Annotated in this window: 17 protein-coding genes and 1 tRNA gene; 9 read left to right on the forward strand and 9 right to left on the reverse strand. The window is 72.8% G+C overall.

All coding sequences use genetic code 11. From position 1 onward, the window contains the following. Window positions 1-84: 84 nt before the first annotated feature. Entirely contained in the window at window positions 85-1,206 is a 1,122-nt protein-coding gene (locus AC0OLQ_RS00250; RefSeq protein ID WP_484529722.1) for a globin domain-containing protein, read from the forward strand. A gap of 136 nt (window positions 1,207-1,342) precedes the next feature. On the opposite strand, the gene AC0OLQ_RS00255 is transcribed toward AC0OLQ_RS00250, so the two are convergent. Further along, on the reverse strand, window positions 1,343-2,875 hold the full coding sequence (locus tag AC0OLQ_RS00255) for a peptide deformylase (protein WP_484529723.1): 1,533 nt from the start codon (window positions 2,873-2,875) through the stop codon (window positions 1,343-1,345). A 322-nt stretch (window positions 2,876-3,197) separates the two neighbouring features. Between AC0OLQ_RS00255 and AC0OLQ_RS00260 the strand changes: the two genes are divergently transcribed. Next, window positions 3,198-3,980 carry a hypothetical protein gene (locus AC0OLQ_RS00260; protein WP_484532515.1) on the forward strand — a complete coding sequence of 261 codons (783 nt, stop codon included), beginning with the start codon at window positions 3,198-3,200 and terminating at the stop codon, window positions 3,978-3,980. Window positions 3,981-3,994: 14 nt separating this feature from the next. Here the strand turns inward: AC0OLQ_RS00260 and AC0OLQ_RS00265 are convergent, their stop codons facing one another. Then, window positions 3,995-5,806, reverse strand: coding sequence for a hypothetical protein (locus tag AC0OLQ_RS00265; protein ID WP_484529724.1), 1,812 nt, complete (start codon window positions 5,804-5,806; stop codon window positions 3,995-3,997). Window positions 5,807-6,016: 210 nt separating this feature from the next. On the opposite strand from AC0OLQ_RS00265, the gene AC0OLQ_RS00270 reads away from it, so the two are divergent. Then, on the forward strand, window positions 6,017-6,727 hold the full coding sequence (locus tag AC0OLQ_RS00270) for a class I SAM-dependent methyltransferase (RefSeq protein WP_484529725.1): 711 nt from the start codon (window positions 6,017-6,019) through the stop codon (window positions 6,725-6,727). A gap of 39 nt (window positions 6,728-6,766) precedes the next feature. Here the strand turns inward: AC0OLQ_RS00270 and AC0OLQ_RS00275 are convergent, their stop codons facing one another. After that, window positions 6,767-7,300, reverse strand: coding sequence for a YbhB/YbcL family Raf kinase inhibitor-like protein (locus tag AC0OLQ_RS00275; protein ID WP_484529726.1), 534 nt, complete (start codon window positions 7,298-7,300; stop codon window positions 6,767-6,769). A 461-nt stretch (window positions 7,301-7,761) separates the two neighbouring features. Between AC0OLQ_RS00275 and AC0OLQ_RS00280 the strand changes: the two genes are divergently transcribed. Beyond that, window positions 7,762-8,850 carry a glycoside hydrolase family 11 protein gene (locus tag AC0OLQ_RS00280; RefSeq protein WP_484529727.1) on the forward strand — a complete coding sequence of 363 codons (1,089 nt, stop codon included), beginning with the start codon at window positions 7,762-7,764 and terminating at the stop codon, window positions 8,848-8,850. 103 nt (window positions 8,851-8,953) lie between these two features. Here AC0OLQ_RS00280 and AC0OLQ_RS00285 read toward each other — a convergent pair. Next, a tRNA-Ser gene (locus AC0OLQ_RS00285) sits at window positions 8,954-9,042 on the reverse strand. A 96-nt stretch (window positions 9,043-9,138) separates the two neighbouring features. Here AC0OLQ_RS00285 and AC0OLQ_RS00290 point away from each other — a divergent pair. Both AC0OLQ_RS00290 and AC0OLQ_RS00295 read left to right on the forward strand, forming a co-directional pair. Next, on the forward strand, window positions 9,139-9,678 hold the full coding sequence (locus tag AC0OLQ_RS00290; protein WP_484529728.1) for an AAA family ATPase: 540 nt from the start codon (window positions 9,139-9,141) through the stop codon (window positions 9,676-9,678). Window positions 9,679-9,687: 9 nt separating this feature from the next. After that, window positions 9,688-10,662, forward strand: coding sequence for an NAD(P)H-quinone oxidoreductase (locus AC0OLQ_RS00295; RefSeq protein ID WP_484529729.1), 975 nt, complete (start codon window positions 9,688-9,690; stop codon window positions 10,660-10,662). Between the two features lie 4 nt (window positions 10,663-10,666). On the opposite strand, the gene soxR is transcribed toward AC0OLQ_RS00295, so the two are convergent. Next, window positions 10,667-11,125, reverse strand: a complete 459-nt coding sequence (gene soxR / locus AC0OLQ_RS00300; protein WP_484529730.1) for a redox-sensitive transcriptional activator SoxR — start codon at window positions 11,123-11,125, stop codon at window positions 10,667-10,669. Between the two features lie 46 nt (window positions 11,126-11,171). Here soxR and AC0OLQ_RS00305 point away from each other — a divergent pair, with 46 nt between their 5' ends. Next, entirely contained in the window at window positions 11,172-11,864 is a 693-nt protein-coding gene (locus AC0OLQ_RS00305; protein WP_484529731.1) for a transketolase, read from the forward strand. A gap of 14 nt (window positions 11,865-11,878) precedes the next feature. After that, window positions 11,879-12,772, forward strand: a complete 894-nt coding sequence (locus AC0OLQ_RS00310; RefSeq protein WP_484532516.1) for a transketolase family protein — start codon at window positions 11,879-11,881, stop codon at window positions 12,770-12,772. Window positions 12,773-12,842: 70 nt separating this feature from the next. On the opposite strand, the gene AC0OLQ_RS00315 is transcribed toward AC0OLQ_RS00310, so the two are convergent. Beyond that, complete coding sequence (locus tag AC0OLQ_RS00315) at window positions 12,843-13,550, reverse strand: glycosyltransferase family 2 protein (RefSeq protein ID WP_357331573.1); 708 nt, start codon at window positions 13,548-13,550, stop codon at window positions 12,843-12,845. 241 nt (window positions 13,551-13,791) lie between these two features. Between AC0OLQ_RS00315 and AC0OLQ_RS00320 the strand changes: the two genes are divergently transcribed. Next, window positions 13,792-15,390, forward strand: a complete 1,599-nt coding sequence (locus AC0OLQ_RS00320; RefSeq protein WP_484529732.1) for a ricin-type beta-trefoil lectin domain protein — start codon at window positions 13,792-13,794, stop codon at window positions 15,388-15,390. 47 nt (window positions 15,391-15,437) lie between these two features. Here the strand turns inward: AC0OLQ_RS00320 and AC0OLQ_RS00325 are convergent, their stop codons facing one another. Genes AC0OLQ_RS00325 through AC0OLQ_RS00335 form a run of 3 tightly spaced genes read right to left on the reverse strand, consistent with a single transcriptional unit; the run spans window position 15,438 to window position 18,233 of the window. Then, a complete protein-coding gene (locus AC0OLQ_RS00325) occupies window positions 15,438-16,046 on the reverse strand; it encodes a hypothetical protein (protein WP_484529733.1) in 609 nt (202 codons plus the stop codon). Between the two features lie 56 nt (window positions 16,047-16,102). Next, window positions 16,103-17,548 carry a sensor histidine kinase gene (locus tag AC0OLQ_RS00330; protein ID WP_484529734.1) on the reverse strand — a complete coding sequence of 482 codons (1,446 nt, stop codon included), beginning with the start codon at window positions 17,546-17,548 and terminating at the stop codon, window positions 16,103-16,105. Then, window positions 17,541-18,233: a response regulator gene (locus AC0OLQ_RS00335; RefSeq protein ID WP_357331581.1), complete on the reverse strand. Its 693-nt coding sequence runs from the start codon at window positions 18,231-18,233 to the stop codon at window positions 17,541-17,543. Before AC0OLQ_RS00335 ends, AC0OLQ_RS00330 begins: the two co-directional genes overlap by 8 nt. Window positions 18,234-18,277 lie beyond the last annotated feature (44 nt).

The following is an 18,277-nucleotide window of genomic DNA, read 5'->3' on the forward strand; positions in this document are numbered from 1 at the left end:
CGCACATTCTGTGCGACCGGGCGCCACGCTCCGTGGAGATTCTGTGGGGGCCGATCCGCCCGTCAGGAGAAGGAGCGTGCCCTCGTGGAGAACTTTGCGCGGCTGCTGAAGGAGAGCTGGACCCTGGTCGAGGAGGACCGGGAGCGGCTCAGCGGTCACTTCTACGCCCGGCTGTTCCTCCTCGACCCGGGGCTGCGCATGCTCTTCCCGGTGCAGATGAACGGGCAGGGTGACCGGATCCTGGAGGCGATCGTCACCGCCACCCAGACGGCCGACGACCCGGAGAGCTTCGACGAGTACCTGCGCGCGCTGGGCCGCGACCACCGGAAGTTCCACGTCGAGGCGAGCCACTACGAGACCATGGGCGTCGCCCTGCTGGACGCGCTGCGCAGCACCGCCGGGGACGGCTGGAACCTGGAGTACGACCAGGCGTGGCGGGAGGCGTACGCCAGCATCAGCGAGCGGATGCTGGCCGGGGCGGCGGCCGACGACAACCCGCCGTTCTGGCACGCCGAGGTGCTCACCCACGAGCGGCACGGCCCGGACACCGCCGTGCTGACCGTGCGCGCCCTCCAGCACCCGATGACCTGGCAGGCCGGCCAGTACGTGAGCGTCGAGGCGCCCCGCTACCACCCGCGGGTGTGGCGGACGTACTCGGTGGCGAACGCCCCGAACGAGGAGAACGTGCTGGAGTTCCACGTGCGGACGCCGCCCGGGGCGGCGGGCTGGGTCTCCGGGGCGCTGGTCCGGCGGACCAAGCCGGGCGACCTGCTGCGGGTGGCCGCGCCGATGGGCTCGATGACCCTCGACCGCGCCTCCACCCGCGACATCCTCTGCGTGGCGGGCGGGGTCGGGCTGGCCCCGATCAAGGCGCTGGTGGAGGAGCTGACCCGGGTCAACCGGACCCGCTGGGTGCACGTCTTCTACGGGGCCCGCCGGCGGGCGGAGATGTATGGGCTGCCCGACCTGGAGAAGCTGGTGGCCGCCCACCCGTGGCTGTCGGTGACCCCGGCGTGCAGCGAGGACCCGGACTTCGACGGCGAAGTCGGCGACATCTCCGAGGTGGTCACCCGGTACGGCCCGTGGACCACGCACGACTGCTACGTCTCCGGCTCGGCCGCGATGGTCCGGGCGACCCTGCGTGCGCTGGCCGCCGACGACGTGCCGCCGGACAACATCCGCTATGACACCTTCGGCTCCCTCTAGACCTTGCTCCCCCCGAGAGACCTTGCTCCCCCCGAGCCGGGTCGCGTGCCCCTGCCCCCTGGGGCACGCGACCCGGCCCCGTTCACCGGTACGCGGGTCGGGCCGGCAACCGGCCCGCGTACCGGAGTTCCGGCGGTCAGTAACGCCAGGGGGTGCCGGTCTCCCGGTATTCCTCGACCGGCACCAGCGGCACGCCAGGGGCCATCCGGTCGGCGTAGAGGCGGCCCTCCAGGTGGTCGATCTCGTGGGCGACCAGCCGCGCCATGGCGTACTCGAAGGACGTGATGACCCGGCTGCCGTCCCACTGGGCGTGCTCGACGTCGATCCGCAGTGGCCGGGGCACCAGCCCGCGGTGGTCGAAGAAGGAGAGGCAGCCCTCATACTGCTCGTCGGCGTCGGGGGAGCTGTCCACCACCCGGGGGTTGAGCAGCACGACGGGTTCGGCCGCCCGGTCGGCGGGGCGGACCAGGGCGGCGGCCCAGCCGAGCCCGAGCTGCGGCGCGGCGATGCCGACGCCCTTGCTGAACGGGTGCAGCTCGTCGAGGCGGACCAGCAGGCCGCAGAGCCGGTCGACCACGTCCCGGGCGAGCTGTTCCTCGCGCGGCAGGTCGAACTGGCGGGCGGGCTGCCGGAGCAGGTCGTCGCCGCGCTGCACGATGCCGACGGCGCGCATCCGGTCGCTGGCCCGCACCCGGGTGCCGGGGGCCGGGCCGTCGGGCTCGACGTCGGCGGGCTGGCTGCGGAACCGCCACTGCATCCGGTAGCGGGCGTTCAACGGCGGGTCGTCGGTCGCCCAGTCGAAGATCGCCCGGCCGCCGTCGTCGCTGCGCTGGATCGGGGTACGCAGCGGCCCCTCCTCGGCGGAGAGGGAGGTCTCGGCGCCCCACACCTTGGGGTCGAGGTCGGCGGGGAGGTCGAGGCGGACGGCCAGGTGCCGGGTGGGCAGGCGTACGGCGCGCTGGAACCAGGGGCCCCACTTGTCCCGCCCGACCCGGTACGCGTATTCGATGGTGACCCGGTCGCCGGGGTAGAGCGGGAAGCGCCCCTCGTCGTTCTCGAAGAGCAGCCAGATCTCCTTGAACGCGTCCCGGTCGTGCTTGGCCCGCCAGTGCATCGGCTCCCGCGCGCCCCCGTCGTCCCGGTAGGCCGTCAGTTGCAGCTCGGCGAAGGTGAGCGGGTGCTGTCGGTGGTGCCGGTTGGAGCGGCCCGGGTCGTTGGGGTAGCGGTCGACGGCGACCCGGACCAGGTAGCGGGTGACCGGCTCGGTGCCGGCGTTGTACAGCTCCCGCCGGATCGCGCAGTGGTAGCGGCCGTCGTCGGTGTAGGTGAGCGTGGCCGACTCGCGCTCGACCACCAGCCCGGTGCCGGGCGGCAGCCACTGGCCGGGCACGGGCGGGTCCCGGTGCGCCCCGCCGGCGCGGCCGTGCCGCAGTTCGTCGTACTCCCGGAAGCGCTGCCAGATCGCGCCGCTGGCTTCCAGCACGGCCTCGGCGCGGCGGGCGAAGTCCTCGGTGGGCCGGTGCCGGCGCCCCTCGACGTGGCTGACGTAGGACGGGTCGAAGCCCATGAGAGTCGCCAACTGCTTCTTGGACAGCCCTCGGCCGGTGCGGTGCCGGGCGAGTTCGGCCGCGAACGAGTCGGCGGCACGCTCGATCGGTGAGGTCGTCATCGGCTTCCTCGTACGCGGGAAGACCATTTTCACGTTCGGTGGCCGAACGTGTACGGAAACTGCCTCGTATTCGACATTCACCTTGACAATTCAGCGGTGTCCGTCGATGCTTGCGCGGCCCGCCGCCCCGCTCGGCGGCGTTTTCCGCCCACCTCGCCGGGTACTACGCGACGGGCGACGGAGTGACCGGGACCTCTCCCCGGAGTCCACCGGACCACTTCCCCTCCACCGGGAGCTGTGGTTAGGCTAGCCTTAGTCCGGGTCGGCGACAGCCGGCGGCCGGTTTGGCGACCAGACAGGGGACGACCAGGTGACTGCGGTGATGCCGGGGCAGGACGCCGCCACCCCGTTCGCCCCGGTGACCGCGACCCTGCGCGCCATGTTCGGCACCGACGACCTGCCCGGGCTGGCGCCCGGCCTGCTGGTCACCGACGGCGCGGCCCACTGGGCCCCGGCCACCCGGCTGGTCGACGGCACCCTGCTCCCCGAGTTTCTGCGGGCCGCGGGCCGGCGCTGGGGCGGCACCCCGCACGCCTGCGCCGCGCTGGCCTGGAAGTCGTACAGCTACTGGACCGCCCTGCCCGTGGTGCTCGGCTGGGCCTCGGCCCGGCGGGTGCCGCTGCTCGACCCGGCCGACGTGCTGGTCCACTTCGAGGACCACCACCAGCTGCTCACGCTGGGCCTGCGCAGCTCGACCAGGGTGGCGGTGCTGCCCGGCGATCCGCTGGCGCTGACCGGCCTCCCGGGTGTCCGGGTGGTCGCCGACGAGGCCGCGCTGCTCGACGCGCTGCGCACCTCGCTGCTCGACGCCCACTTCGCCCCGCTGATCGCCGCCATCCAGGGCGAGGTCCGGATCGGCACCCGTACGCTGCTCGGCTCGGTCGCCTCCGGCATCGCGCACGGCATCCTGCGCGCCTCGGACGCGCTGCCCGGGTCCTCGACCGCGACCATCGGCACGCTGCTCGACGCCCTCGACCTGAGCGACCTCGTCGAGCTGGTGCCCGGCCCGGCCGGCGAGCCGACCGTGCAGCGGCGCACCTGCTGCCTGGCCTTCACCCTGCCCCGGCCGAAGATCTGCCAGGGCTGCTGCGTCCGCCAGTCCTGACCGGGCCGCCCCGTTCAGTCGACCAGGGGACGTACGTCCCAGAGCCAGACCCCGGCGGTGAAGGTCGGCCTGACCCCGGTCAGTTCGGTCATCCCCCGATACATCGAGCCCGCCTGCCGCAGCCGCGGGTCGAGGATCACCGCGCCCGCCCGCCAGTAACGCAGGTCGTCCACGGCGGCCACCCGGTCCTGCGGGGTGATCGGCGGCACCGCGTCGGTCTGCCGGATGGTGGTGAAGAAGTCGCTGGTGGGGCGGGGCGGCGCGGTGAAGAGGGCGACCCGGCCGGCGCCCGGCCGGGTGTCCGGATAGAGGAAGTAGCCCCGGGCCAGCGGCATGTCCAGCCGGGTCTCGGCGGACCAGCGCAGCGGGACGGCGTACGTGGTGTCGGGCAGCGGGAGCGTGACGATGCTGTGCCCGCCGGCCACGTAGGGCCGCCAGGCGCCGGAGGTGACGAAGGCCGGGGTGGGGTCGAGTCGCACCGCGGGCAGCGGGGTGGGCAGGAGCGGCAGCAGCGCCATGGTGAGCACGGTGGCGGTGACGAACCGGATCTGCCGGCGGGCGGCCGGGTGTCGCCGGGCCAGCCGCCGGACGTGCTGGGCGCCGAGCGCGAGCAGGATGCCGACGATCGGGGTGAGCGCCAACGACCACCGGGTGGGCACCACCGAGTGCAGGATCGGCAGGTGCTCCAGCGCGGCCCAGGGGCCGGGGATGCCGGTGTCCCGCCCGTCGAACTGGATCTCCCGGCCGAGCGAGAACAGCACGAAGACAGCACCCACGGCGGCCAGGCCGAGCACCACGACGCTGCGGCGCAGCCACCAGATGAGCGCGACCACCAGGACCGCGAGCGGCCAGCCGAAGAAGGCGTTCTCCTCGGTGGCGTTCCTGGCCAGCCAGGCGCTGCCCCGGGCGTCGCCGGCGAGCGACTCCCGGGACCAGGCGACGTAGGAGGCGAGGTCGGTGCGGTAGCCCCGGATCAGCGTGGAGAGCCCCTGGTAGGCGCCCGGGCCGAAGAACTGCACGGAGAGCGGGTAGGCCAGCAGCGCCGCCGAGAACCCGGCGGCCACCACGAGCCCGGCGACGAAGGGCCGGGTGGCCGGACGCAGTTCGGGCCGGCCGAGGGCGAGCGCCAGCACCACGACGCCCAGCCCGAGGGCGGTCATCAGCAGGATCTCCAGGTTGAGGAAGGCCTGCCAGACGATCAGCAACCCGAGCAGCAGGCCGTTGCGCAGCCAGCGGCCCGGCTCGACCAGGCGCAGCGTCCGCCACACGATCAGCGGCACCACGAACTGGCTGACGATGTTGGGGTGGGCGTTGGCGTGCGAGACCATCGCCGGCGCGAACGCGCAGAAGGCGGCCCCCAGCCAGGCCGGCCCGCGGGCCAGGCTCAGCACCCGGGAGAGGACGAAGTACCAGGCCACGCCGGTGGCGGCCATTCCCAGGGTGAGAAAGATGAGAAACGACCAGCGGGGCCCGAACAGAACGGTGACCGGCGTCATTGGTAGCGAAATGGATAATACGGACGTATTAGCCATCAGATTGACGCCGTCCGGCACATTCATCCGGTCCGAGGTGAACGGATAGGCAAAATCGGTCACCACCCGCGCACCGTGCGCCATCATCCACTCGAACTGCGCCTGATCGGTGCGGTTGTCCCGGACCCCGTTGGCCGGGTCCAGCCAGAGCCGGGCGGTGATCCAGAAGGCGAGCAGCACGAAGCTGAGCACGGCGACGAGGTCGAGCCACCTACCCCGCCCCGGCCGTTCGCCCTCGTCGGGCCCGTCCTCGGCGGCACCACCCGGGGCGGCGTCCGATTCAGGAGTAGTCATGACAATTCAGAGCGTAGTCAGGGTATGGCAGGGCCGTGACATGTTTCTGGGTACTGGCGTACTATGTGCCGGGTTCGCCGACCGCCGATCACGTGCCCACCCCCGACCGCAATTCGGCCACCCCCGGTGCCCCGATCCCCCCGCCATCCATCCGGATGGTTGACTCTGTCGGTCCAGGCGCGGGTCAGTCATATCGTGAGGAATCGACGCATGGCAGATATCACTGGGGACCAGCGCGTCCAGTCGGAGGTGCTCGAGGGCCTCGCCACGGCGGTCAACCACCGCCGGTGGTTCGTCGAGCTCGCCGTGCCCTACCTCGGTGACAACCCCATCGAGATCGGCAGTGGCCTGGGTGACTACGCCCTGGAGTGGTCCGAGCACCTGCCCCGGATCACCGCCACCGAGGCGGACCCGGACCGCCTGGTCCGACTCAAGGAGCGGCTGGCCGAGCACCCGGGCATCGAGGTCCGGCAGATGCTGCTGCCGCACTCCGAGCGCGGCGACTACAGCGCGGCCGTGTCGTACAACGTGCTGGAGCACATCGATGACCACGTGGGCGCGCTGCGCAGCATGCGCGACCTGGTGCGCCCGGGCGGCGCGGTGATCATCATCGTGCCCGCGTTCCAGTTCGCGATGAGCCCGGCGGACATCGCCACCGGCCACGTCCGGCGCTACACGAAGAAGACCCTGGCCGCCGCGATGACCGAGGCGGGCCTCACCGTGGAGAAGATCCACTACGCGAACGCGCTCGGCCTCATCGGCTACTTCATGGCCACCAAGGTCTTCCGGCTCATGCCGAAGGAGGGCCCCATGGTGAAGGTCTACGACACCCTGGTCCTCCCGGCCACCAAGGCCGCCGAGCAGCGCGTCCGGCCGCCCTTCGGCCAGTCCGTCTTCGCGGTCGCCCGCGTCCCGGCCTGACCGGAACGGGGCCTCCGCTTCCGCGGAGGCCCCGCCGCCTCACTCCTTGACCTGGTACGTCGGGCGGATCACCGCCCGGGCCAGGGTGTGGAAGGCCAGGTTGAAGCCGACGTACGCCGGGCTGGCACCCTTGCCGACGTCGAGCCGCTCCACGTCCACCGCGTGCACGGCGAAGACGTACCGGTGCGGCCGGTCGCCGGGCGGCGGGGCGGCGCCCCCGTAGCCGGTGTCGCCGTAGTCGTTGCGGATGCTGAAGGCGGCGCCGAGGTCGCCCTCCTTGACCCCGGTGGGCAGCTCGGTGACCGAGGCGGGCACGTCCACCAGCACCCAGTGCCAGAAGCCGCTGCCGGTCGGCGCGTCCGGGTCGAAGCAGGTGACCACGAAGCTCTTGGTCTCGTCCGGGAAGCCCGACCAGGCCAGGTGCGGGGAGACGTTCTCACCCCCGGTGCTGCCGTGCGCGTACCGGGCGTCCATCGGCTCGCCGTTGTGCACGTCGTCACTGGTCAGGTTGAACGACGGCACCGTCGGCAGCAGCTCGTACGGGTCCGGGGCGATCGGTCGTTCCAGGCTCATCGAAACGGTCCTTCCGGGTGCACACGAATGTCCTGCGCCCCTTCATACCCCCTCCGCCGCCCGAATCGAACCGGAAGGCTCCAGTGTCCGGCTTGGTCGCCGCGGCCACTCCGCAGCGGCATGACGTACCTGCGAGCACCTCGACAGACGGGCCCAGCCGCCCGCCGGCCGAACCGACGCGGAAACTTTCGCTCCTGTTCGCATAAGTCTCGATCAACGGCCGAGGCGTTGATTGACGAGGTGTGCAAACACACGGGGCCAGGCAGGGAAGTTGCCCAGTACAGGCAGGCTTTCCGCTATCGGATGACTAGATGAGCTTTCGTAAGGCTTCCGGAAGTTGTTGACAGTGCGATGACGCCGCTCGATGATGCGAGCATCGACGAACCTCAACGGCTGTCAGTCCGGGCAACGGCAGCGACCTGGTTCCTCGGTCGTCATCGACCACGAGAGGGATACACGCCGTGAACGACTCCCCCGCCCTACCGGAACGCCGCGGGCGCAACCGCATCAGGCTGCTCATCGCCGGTGTCAGCACCGTCGTGCTGGCCGCAGCCTCGGCGACCCTGGCCGGCATCGCCCACGCCGAGGCCGACCGGACCGTCACCTCGAACTCCACCGGCACCCACAACGGCTACTTCTACTCGTACTGGAAGGACAACGGCAACGTCACCATGACGCTGGGGCCCGGCGGGAACTACAGCGTCCAGTGGAGCAACATGAACAACATGGTGGTGGGCAAGGGCTGGAAGCCCGGCTCCAGCCACACCGTGAACTACTCGGGCACCTTCAGCCCGAACGGCAACGGCTACCTGGCGCTCTACGGCTGGACCAGGAACCCACTCATCGAGTACTACGTCGTCGAGAACTTCGGCAGCTACAACCCGAGTTCGGGCGCCACCCGGCTGGGCTCAGTCACCACCGACGGCAGCACCTACGACATCTACCGCACCCAGCGGGTCAACCAGCCCTCCATCGACGGCACCGCGACGTTCTACCAGTACTGGAGCGTCCGGCAGTCGCACCGCAGCAGCGGCACCATCACCACCGCCAACCACTTCAACGCCTGGGCCAGCCTCGGCCTGAACCTCGGCACCCACGACTACCAGATCATGGCCACCGAGGGCTACCAGAGCAGCGGCAGCTCCAACATCACGGTGAGCGAGGGCCCCGTCGGCCCCACCCAGCCGACGAGCCCGCCGCCGACGACGAGCAGCCCGCCGCCGAACCCGGGCGGCGGAACGTGCCGAGCGAGCAATTCGGTAAGCGCGTGGAACAACGGCCTTACCGACAACATCACCATCACCAACACCGGCACGACCGCCATCAACGGTTGGTCGCTGAAGTTCACCCTCGCGTCCGGGCAGACCATCACCTCTGGCTGGAACGCCACGTACTCCCCGAGCAGCGGCCAGGTGACCGCGACCAACGTCAGCTACAACGCCATCATTCCACCAGGCGGATCGACCACGATCGGCTTCCAGGCCACCCACAGCGGCAACACCGCCGCACCGAGCGGCTTCAGCCTCAACGGCGCCGCCTGCAGCACCTGACAGCAGCCCTGCTGTGCCGGGTCTGGCACCTCCAGGCCCGGCACAGACAGAACAGCCCCCTGACCGGCGTCTGCGTTGGTCAGGGGGTTTGTTGATCAGGAGGCGGAGGGTGTGGGATTCGAACCCACGAAGGACATCGCTGCCCTTACCGGTTTTCAAGACCAGCGCCATCGGCCACTAGGCGAACCCTCCCCGCCACGTCCCCGACGGGTACGCGGCCGTGCCTAGTCTGCCACGGGCGGTGGAACGGGCGAGCCGCCGTCCCACCCCTGCTGTCAGGATGCTCCCGTGTGGGAGACCCCGGCGGTGGTGCTGATCAGCGGCATCATGGCGGCCGGCAAGTCCACTGTGGCCGAGCTGCTGGCCCGGCGGCTGCCCCGCTCGGTGCACCTGCGCGGTGACGTGTTCCGCCGCATGATCGTCAGCGGGCGGGCCGCGATGACCGCCCAGCTCACCGACGAGGCGTGGCGGCAGCTCCGGGTCCGCTACGACCTCGCCGCGTCGGCCGCCGACCGCTACGCCACCGCCGGCTTCACCGTGGTGCTCCAGGACGTGGTGCTCGGCCCGGACCTGCCGGCCCTGGTCGACCGGATCCGGCAACGGCCGCTCGCCGTGGTGGTGCTCGCACCCCGCGCCGACGTGGTCGCCGCGCGCGAGCGGGACCGGCCCAAGCAGGGGTACGGCGACTGGCCGGTCGCCGACCTGGACGCCGAGTTCCGGGCCGACACGCCCCGGATCGGGCTCTGGCTGGACACCTCGGCGCAGATCCCCGAGGAGACGGTGGACGAGATTCTGGCCCGGGCGTGGACGGCCGGCCGGATCGGGTAAGACTGGGTCATGCACGCGATCACGATCCCGAAACCCGGTGGACCCGAGGCCCTCGTCTGGGCGGCGGTGCCCGATCCGGAGCCCGGCCCGGGCGAGGTGGTGATCGAGGTGCGGGCCAGCGCGGTCAACCGGGCCGACCTGCTGCAACGGCAGGGGCAGTACCCGCCGCCGCCGGGCGCGCCGGCGTACCCGGGGTTGGAGTGTGCCGGGGTGGTGGCGGCGCTCGGTCCGGGGGTGACCGGCTGGGCGGTCGGCGACGAGGTCTGCGCGCTGCTGGCCGGCGGCGGGTACGCGGAGCGGGTCGCCGTGCCCGCCGGCCAGCTGCTGCCGGTGCCGGCGGGGGTGGACTTGGCCGACGCGGCGGCGCTGCCCGAGGTGGCTTGCACGGTCTGGTCGAACGTGGTGCAGCTCGCCGGGCTCACCGAGGGCGAGACACTGCTGGTGCACGGCGGCGGCAGCGGGATCGGCACGTTCGCCATCCAACTCGGGGTGGCGCTCGGCGCGATGGTGGTGGTGACCGCCCGCGCGGAGAAGCACGAGCGGCTTCGCGAGCTGGGCGCCGCGCACGCGATCGACTACCGGGAGCAGGACTTCGTCGAGGAGGTCCGCCGGGTCACCGACGGCCGGGGCGCGGACGTGATCCTGGACATCATGGGCGCGGCGTACCTGCCGCGGAACGTGGCGGCGCTGGCCACCGGCGGGCGGCTCGTGGTGATCGGCATGCAGGGCGGCCGCAAGGGCGAGCTGGACCTGGGGATGCTGCTGGCGAAGCGCGCCTCGGTGCACGCGACCGCGCTGCGTTCCCGCCCGCTCGCCGAGAAGGCGGAGATCGTCCGGGGCGTCCGCGAGCAGGTGTGGCCGCTGGTCGAGTCGGGGAAGATCCGACCGGTCGTCCACGCCCGGGCGAAGATGGCCGACGCCGCCGACGCGCACCGGCTGGTGGAAACCAGCGACCACCTGGGCAAGGTGCTGCTGGTCCGCTGACCGGTCAGGCGGTGCCGGAGCCCTCGCGGGGGAGCATCAGCCGGGGGCCGGCGCCCTCGGCGGCGAGCGCGTCGCCCGGGTTGTAGAGGGTGCAGCGCTGCAGCGACAGGCAGCCGCAGCCGATGCAGCCGTCCAGGTCGTCGCGGAGTTTGCCGAGCAGCCGGATCCTCTCGTCCAGCCGGTCCCGCCAGGATCGGGAGAGGGCGGCCCAGTCGTCGGGGGTGGGCGTCCGCGACGACGGCAGCGAGTCCAGCGCCTCCCGGATCTCCTCGAGCGAGACGCCGACCTGCTGGGAGATCCGGATGAAGGCCACCCGGCGCAGTTCGGTGCGGGCGTAGCGGCGCTGGTTGCCGCCGGTCCGCTCGGCGCGGATGAGCCCGAGCCGCTCGTAGTAGCGCAGCGCGGAGGCAGCCACCCCGCTGCGGGTGGAGAGCTGTCCGATGGTGAGCGTTGGTTCGTGCATCACAGAGCCTTGAGTTGAAGTGAGCTTCAACTCCGAGGCTATCCGCATGACGACGACGACCGCCACCGACCCCGCGGTGCTGAGAACGCTGCTCGACCGGGTACGCGCCGGCCGCGAGTTCGGCGCCAACGTGTATTCGACGCTGGACGTGCTCCAGGTCCTCTACGACCGGGTGCTGCGCATCACCCCGGGGACCGTGGACGACCCGGACCGGGACCGCTTCCTGCTCTCCAAGGGGCACGCGGTCGCCGGCTACTACGCGCTGCTCGCCGCCAAGGGCTTCATCCCGGTGGCGTGGCTGGACGACCAGGGCGGCCCGGAGAGCCGGCTCGGCGACCACCCCGACCGGCTGCTGGTGCCCGGGGTGGAGATCGGCTCCGGGTCGCTCGGCCACGGCCTGGGCCTGGGCGTGGGCACCGCGCTCGGGCTGCGGGCCCAGGGCCGCACCGACCCCCGGGTGTACGTGCTGCTCGGCGACGCCGAGTTGGACGAGGGCTCGAACCACGAGGCGATCGCCTACGCGGGCGCCACCGGGCTCGGCAACCTGACCGCGATCGTGCTGGACAACCGGTCGGCGAGCCACGGCTGGCCGGGCGGCGCGGCCAGCCGGTTCACCGTGAACGGGTGGACCGCCACGACCGTCGACGGCCGGGACCACGCCGCCCTGCACACCGCCCTGACGGGGCACGACCACCACCGGCCGCACGTCGTCGTCGCGGTCGTCGCCGACGGGGAGTGACCATGACCACGACCATGCGCGAAGCCTTCGTTACCGCCGCCGAGGAGGTGCTGGCGGATCCCCGGACCACGATCGTGCTCGCCGACATCTCGGCCGCCGCGTTCGCCCCGGCCGCCGCGCGCCACCCGGGCCGGGTGGTCAACGTCGGCATCCGGGAGCAGTTGATGGTGGGCGTGGCCGGTGGGCTGGCGCTGACCGGGCAGCGGCCGATCGTGCACAGCTACGCGCCGTTCCTCGTCGAGCGGGCGTACGAGCAGCTCAAGCTGGACCTCGACCACCAGGGCGTCGGCGCGGTGCTGGTCAGCGTCGGCGCGTCCTACGACCGGGCGGCGGCGGGGCGCACCCACCTCGCTCCGGCCGACGTGGCGCTGATCGACACGCTGAACGACTGGACGGTGCACGTGCCCGGCCACCCGGACGAGGTGCCGGGGCTGTTGCGGGACGCCGTGTGCGGGCAGGGCTCGGCGTACCTGCGGCTGTCCACGCAGACCAACGCCCGGGCGTACCCCGAGGCGAGTGACCTGCGGGTGATGCGGGACGCCGGGCCGGGTGCGCCACTGCTCGTGGCGGTCGGACCGCTGCTGGACGCGGCCCTCGCGGCGGTGGCCGACCGGCCGGTCACGGTGGCCTGGACCCACCGGCCGCGCCCGTTCGACACGGCCGGGCTGCGGGCGCTCGCCGGCACCGAGGTGATCCTGGTCGAGCCGTACCTGGCGGGCACCTCGGCCCGGGTGGTGGGCGCGGCGCTGGCCGACCGGGCGCACCGGCTGCTCGCCCTCGGAGTGGGCCGGTCGGACCTGCGCCGTTACGGCACGGCCGAGGACCACGACCGCTGGCACGGCCTGGACGCGGCCGGCCTGCGCCGCTCGGTCGACGCGTTCCTCACCCCGGCCCGGGCCGCCGCCTGAACGACGAAACGACGGGACCCCGCGACGCCGGCCTGCGCCGGGGTGCGGGGTCCGTGTCGTGCGTGGGGCGTCAGCGGGTGGCGGGGCCGACCGGGCGGCGCCGGGCGCGCTCGCGGGCCAGGATCCAGATCGCCTCGACGCCGTCCTTCCAGGTGATCTTCTTGCCCTCCTCGCGGCCCCGGGCGCGGTAGCTGATCGGGACCTCGTAGGGGCGGATGCGCTGGCGGAGCAGCTTGCCGGTGACCTCGGCCTCCATGCCGAAGCCGCGCGAGCGGACCTGGAGCGAGCGGTAGAGCTCCAGCGGCATCAGCTTGAAGCAGGTCTCCAGGTCGCCGATGTACGAGTTGTAGAGCACGTTGGCGGCCAGGGTCACGCCCTTGTTGCCCATCACGTACCAGAAGCTGTAGGAGCTGTGGCTGCCGAAGGTGCGGTTGCCGTAGACCACCGTGGCCCGCCCGTCGAGCACGGGCTCGAGCAGCCGCGGGATGTCCTGCGGGTCGTACTCGAGGTCGGCGTCGAGGATGACCATGTACTCACCCTCGGCGTTGTCGACGGCGGTCTTGATCGCCGCGCCCTTGCCGGCGTTGCGCTGGTGGGTGATCACCCGGAGCCGGGCGTCGTCCATCCGGCCCAGCACCTCGCCCGTGCCGTCCCGGCTGCCGTCGTCCACGACGACGAGTTCGATCTCGCACGGGTAGTCGACCGCCAACGCCTGCTTGAGGGCATCCGCGATGCGTTCTTCCTCGTTGTAGACCGGCATGAGGATCGAGAGCTTCACGGGTTCTCCACGGTGGCGACGGCAAGTCGGGGCCTAGCCTAACCCGACTGGTCGTCGAGGTCACCACAGCCCGCCCCTGGCCTGGCCGGACACCCGGGGCGCCGTCCGTCCGATCTGCCGGAGAAGTGCCCTTCCGCATCGGGCCGCAACGTTTCCGAGAGGCATTCACATCCTGCCACCGGACGGCTACCGTCTGGTAACTCAATCGACCCCTCGCGATTGAGGCGAAAGGAGTGCGTCGATGTCTGGTACCCCCGCCAGGCGCGCACGGACGACCCGACGCCGCACCCTGGCCGTCGTGTCCGCCGCCGCCCTCGCCCTACCGCTCCTGGTCGGACCGGTCGCCCCCGCGGCCGCCGCCGACCGGCCCGCCATCCAGCCGCTCCCCGCCGCGCTGGAGACCGTCCGCGTCGCCGAGGCCACCGCCCTCTACGGCTCCTCCGACATCCGGCCGCTCGAGCAGCGGCGTACCGCCCTGGTCACCATGGGCGACAGCGAGATCTCCGGGGAGGGCGTCGGGAACTACGTGCCCGGCACCCACACCGACGGCAACTGGTGCGACCGCTCGTACGACCAGGCGGTCTTCCGCACCGGCATCCCCGCGGACCAGAAGTACAACCTGGCCTGCTCGGGCGCGACCCCGTGGAACCTGATCGCCGGCGGGCCGACCCAGCACAACGAGCTGAACCAGGGCGACCAGTTGGCGATCAAGGCGCGCAACACGCACGTCCGGCTGATCTGGGTGGTGGTCGGCGCGAACGGCGACGGCACCATCCAGTTCGGGCCGGTGGCCACCGACTGCGCGGTGCGCCGGGTGTTCTTCCAGGGCGCATGCTGGCCGACCTACACCGACCAGTGGACGATCCGCACCGACGGCAGCCGCCGGGCTGTCGAGGAGGCGCTGAACTCGATCCGGCAGACCATGACCGCCGCCGGTTACCTGCGCAGCGACTACGAGCTGGTGCTCATGTCGTACCCGAGCCCGGGCAGCCCGGACGTGGAGGACAACCCGAACTTCCCCGGCTGGTACGCCGGCGGCTGCCTGCTCTACCTGGCCGACATGGCGTTCGCCCGGAACAAGGCGGTGCCGATGTTCGAATCGGCGCTGCGCGCCGCCGCCGGCAACACCGGCACCCGCTACCTGGACGCCAGCCGGCTCTTCCACGGCCACGAGGTGTGCACCGACAACACCTCGGTCCGCGGCCTCTACATCGAGGTCGGGATCTGGGACGAGAACGCCGCCCGGCAGTCGTTCCACCCCAACTACCGCGGGCACGGCATGTTCGCCCAGTGCGTCACCCAGTTCTGGAACGCGGGCTCCCAGCGGGCCACCTGCGTCGACCCGGCGAGCACCGGGCAGGGCGTGCTGGTCGACGGGCTGCTGGAGTTCAAGCAGCTGCGCAACGCGGCCACGGGCACCTGTGTCGACGGCCGGGGCTACGACTCCCGCAACGGCACGATGCAGCAGTCGTACGCCTGCCATGGCGGCCGCAACCAGGGCTTCTGGTACGACCCGGCCCGGCAGTCGCTGCACTCCGAGCTCTCCCACGACCGCTGCCTGGACGTGAGCGGCGGCAGTCTTACAGCCGGCACCACGGTCAACATCCACGACTGCCACGGCGGGGCAAACCAGAAGTTCGTCTTCGTCGGCAACCAGCTCCGGCCTGCCGGCGCGCAGAACCTCTGCGTCGCGTTCGACAACCCCTGGCTCACCACCCCGCGGCTGCGGCTGGCGACCTGCTCCACGAGCACCCGCCAGCAGTGGTCCTTCGAGTCCCGCTCCTACGCGAACCCGGTCGGCTACGGCCACGACGACTTCATCGGGTCGCGCGTCTACTGAGGAACGGCGCCGGGGCCGGGGCGCTCGCGCCGGCCCCGGTGCCCGCCTCACCGCTGCTTGACCGGGACCACGATCAGCCGGGCCACCCCGTTGTCGCCGTCCTTCGCGCCGGCCACGCCGACCGTCGTGCCGACCTTGATGTCGCTCGACTGCACGGTGGTGCGCCGCTCGACCACCCGGAGCTTCTCGTCGAAGGTCCAGGTCATGGTGAAGCCGTCGGTGGACTTCACGGTCATCGACTTCGCGTCGATCGCGGTCACCTGGCCGCGCTGCACGGCGACGGTCTTCGTCCCGTCGTCCTTCGTCTGCACCGCGACCTCGCCGTGCAGGGTGTTCCTGCGCAGCAGCACCCGGGCGCGGTGCCGCTTGCGCCAGTCCTGCGCCCGCTCGCCCCGCTTGTCCCGCGGGCCGGCCTGCTCACCGGGCGCGCCGGAGGCCGAGGGAGCCGGCGCGGCGACCGGGTCCACGTCCAGCTCGTCGGCGTCGACACCGAGCGCGGCCAGCGCCTGACCGTCCGCGCCCAGGGCGGCGGCCACCTCCACGGCGGTCTCCTTCGCCGAATCCTGGGCCACCTGGGCCGGGCCGCAGCCGGCGAGGCCGAGCGCGGCCGCCGCGAGCAGCGCGGTGACGCCGGTGACGATTCCCTGACGTGCCATCAGTGTTCCTCTCGTCCGTGGTGCCCTCAGCATCCCCCGCTCGCACGAGCGGATCGTCAGGCCGATGTTCGGGTCAGGTAAGGATCGCCGGGCAGCCGGACGGTGAAGGCCGCACCGCCTTCCGGCGCGTGCCCGGCCGTGATCTGGCCGCCGAGCCGCCGGACCAGCCCGGCGGCGAGCGCCAGCCCCAGGCCGCTGCCCACCTTGCGCACCCCCCGGTACCGCTGGTGCAGCGCCCCCCGCTCGAAGGCCACCGCCAGGTCGTCGTCGGTGAAGCCGGGTCCGCCGTCCCGGACCTCGATGAGGCCGCCCGGCGCCGGGTCCGCGCCGGCCGGCCGGACCGCGAGCACCACCGGCGCCCCCGGGGGTACGACCCGCAGCGCGTTCTCCATCAGCCCGTCCACCACCTGCCGGATCCGCCCCGGATCGGTGTACGCGGGCACCGGCCCGTCCGGCGCCTCCAACCGGAACGGCACGCCGACGGCCGCGCACCGGTCGGACCAGGTGCGTGCCGCGTCGGCGGCGAGCTGGGCCAGGTCGACCGGCCCGGGTTCCAGCGGGAAGTCGGCGGCCTCCAGCCGGGCCAGCGCCAGCAGGTCGCTGACCAGCCGGTCCAGGTGCTCGGCCTCGGCGAGCACGGTCCGGCCGGTTGACGGCACCCCGTCGGCCTCGATCACCCCGTCGGCCAGCGCCTCGGCGTAGCCACGGATGGCGGTGAGCGGGGTGCGCAGCTCGTGCGAGACCGAGAGCAGGAACTCGCGTTGCCGCCCCTCGCTGGTGGCCAGGGCGGCGGCCAGCCCGTTCAGCGCGTACGCCAGGTCGGCGACCTCGTCGGGCGGTTCGACCGGCACCCGGACCGCCCGGTCCCCGGCGCGCAGCCGGGCGGCGGCGGTGGCCGCGGTCCGGATCGGCCGGGCCAGCCGGCGGGCCAGCAGCAGGCCGGCGGCGACCCCGGCGGCGAGCCCGGCGAGCAGCGGCAACCAGAGGGTGCGCAACACCTGCCGCCAGGGGCCGGCGGTGGTGGCCCGGGTCAGCACCACCCCGTCCCCGCCGGGCAGCGCCCGCCCCTCGACCAGGGCCCGCTCGCCGCCGACCAGCCGCCGGCCGGAGACGTCCCGGCCGGCCGCCACCCGGTTCACCACCGGCCGGGGCAGGCCGGCCCGGTCCACCTGGCCGGCCCGGATCAGATACACCTCGATCTGCTGCTCGCGGAGTTGGCGGATGAGCCGGTCCCCGGCGGTGTCCCGCTGGCGTACCGCCCGGACCCGGAGCACGTCGGCGGCGAGCCGAGCCTGGGCGGCGAGCGCCGCCTGGTCGCGCCGCTCCGCGCCGCGCACCGCCAGGGGGACCGCGACCACCGCGGTGACCAGCACCGACACGAGCGCCACCGCACAGGTGACCAGCACCGCGCGGGCGGTCAGGGTGTGCGCGAACCGCCGCCGGGGCGGGGCCGGTGGGCCGGGCCCGATGACCGGGAGCGCGACGGTGGGCTGCTCAGGCATCGGCCGCGTACCCGACGCCGCGGTGGGTGCGGATCACGCTGGCCGGGCCGAGCTTGGCCCGCACCTGCGCCACGTGCACGTCGACGGTCCGAGTGCCGGCGTGGGCCGCGTACCCCCAGACCCCGGCCAGCAGTTCCTCCCGGGTGAAGACCCGGCCGGGCCGGGCCATCAGGTGGGCGAGCAGGTCGAACTCGGTGGAGGTGAGCTGCACCGGGGCGCCGGCGGCGGTGACCGTGCGGCGGGCCGGGTCGAGGGTGACGGGGCCGACCACCCGGGGCTGCTCGGCCGTGGCGGGCGCGCCCGCGGTGCGGCGCAGCACCGCCCGGACCCGGGCGACCAGTTCGCGCGGGCTGAACGGCTTGGTCACGTAGTCGTCCGCGCCCAGTTCCAGGCCGACGATCCGGTCCACCTCGTCGTCCCGGGCGGTGAGGAAGATGACCGGCGTCCAGTCGCCAGCCTCGCGCAGCCGCCGGCAGATCTCCGTGCCCGCCAGGCCGGGCAGCGCGATGTCGAGCACGCAGGCCACCGGGCGCAGCCGCCGCGCGGCGGCCAGCCCGGCCGCCCCGTCCCGTTCCAGGTGTACGCCGAACCCGTCCCGGGTCAGGTAGAGCCGGACCAGGTCGGCGATGGCCGGCTCGTCCTCCACGACGAGGACGAGCCCGCGCGGCGCGGCGTCGGCGGTCACCGGCCCATGATTACCGACCGGGGGCCGCCGGGGAGGTCTGCGGA

The sequence above is a fragment of the Micromonospora sp. Utrum1 genome, from assembly GCF_057197805.1.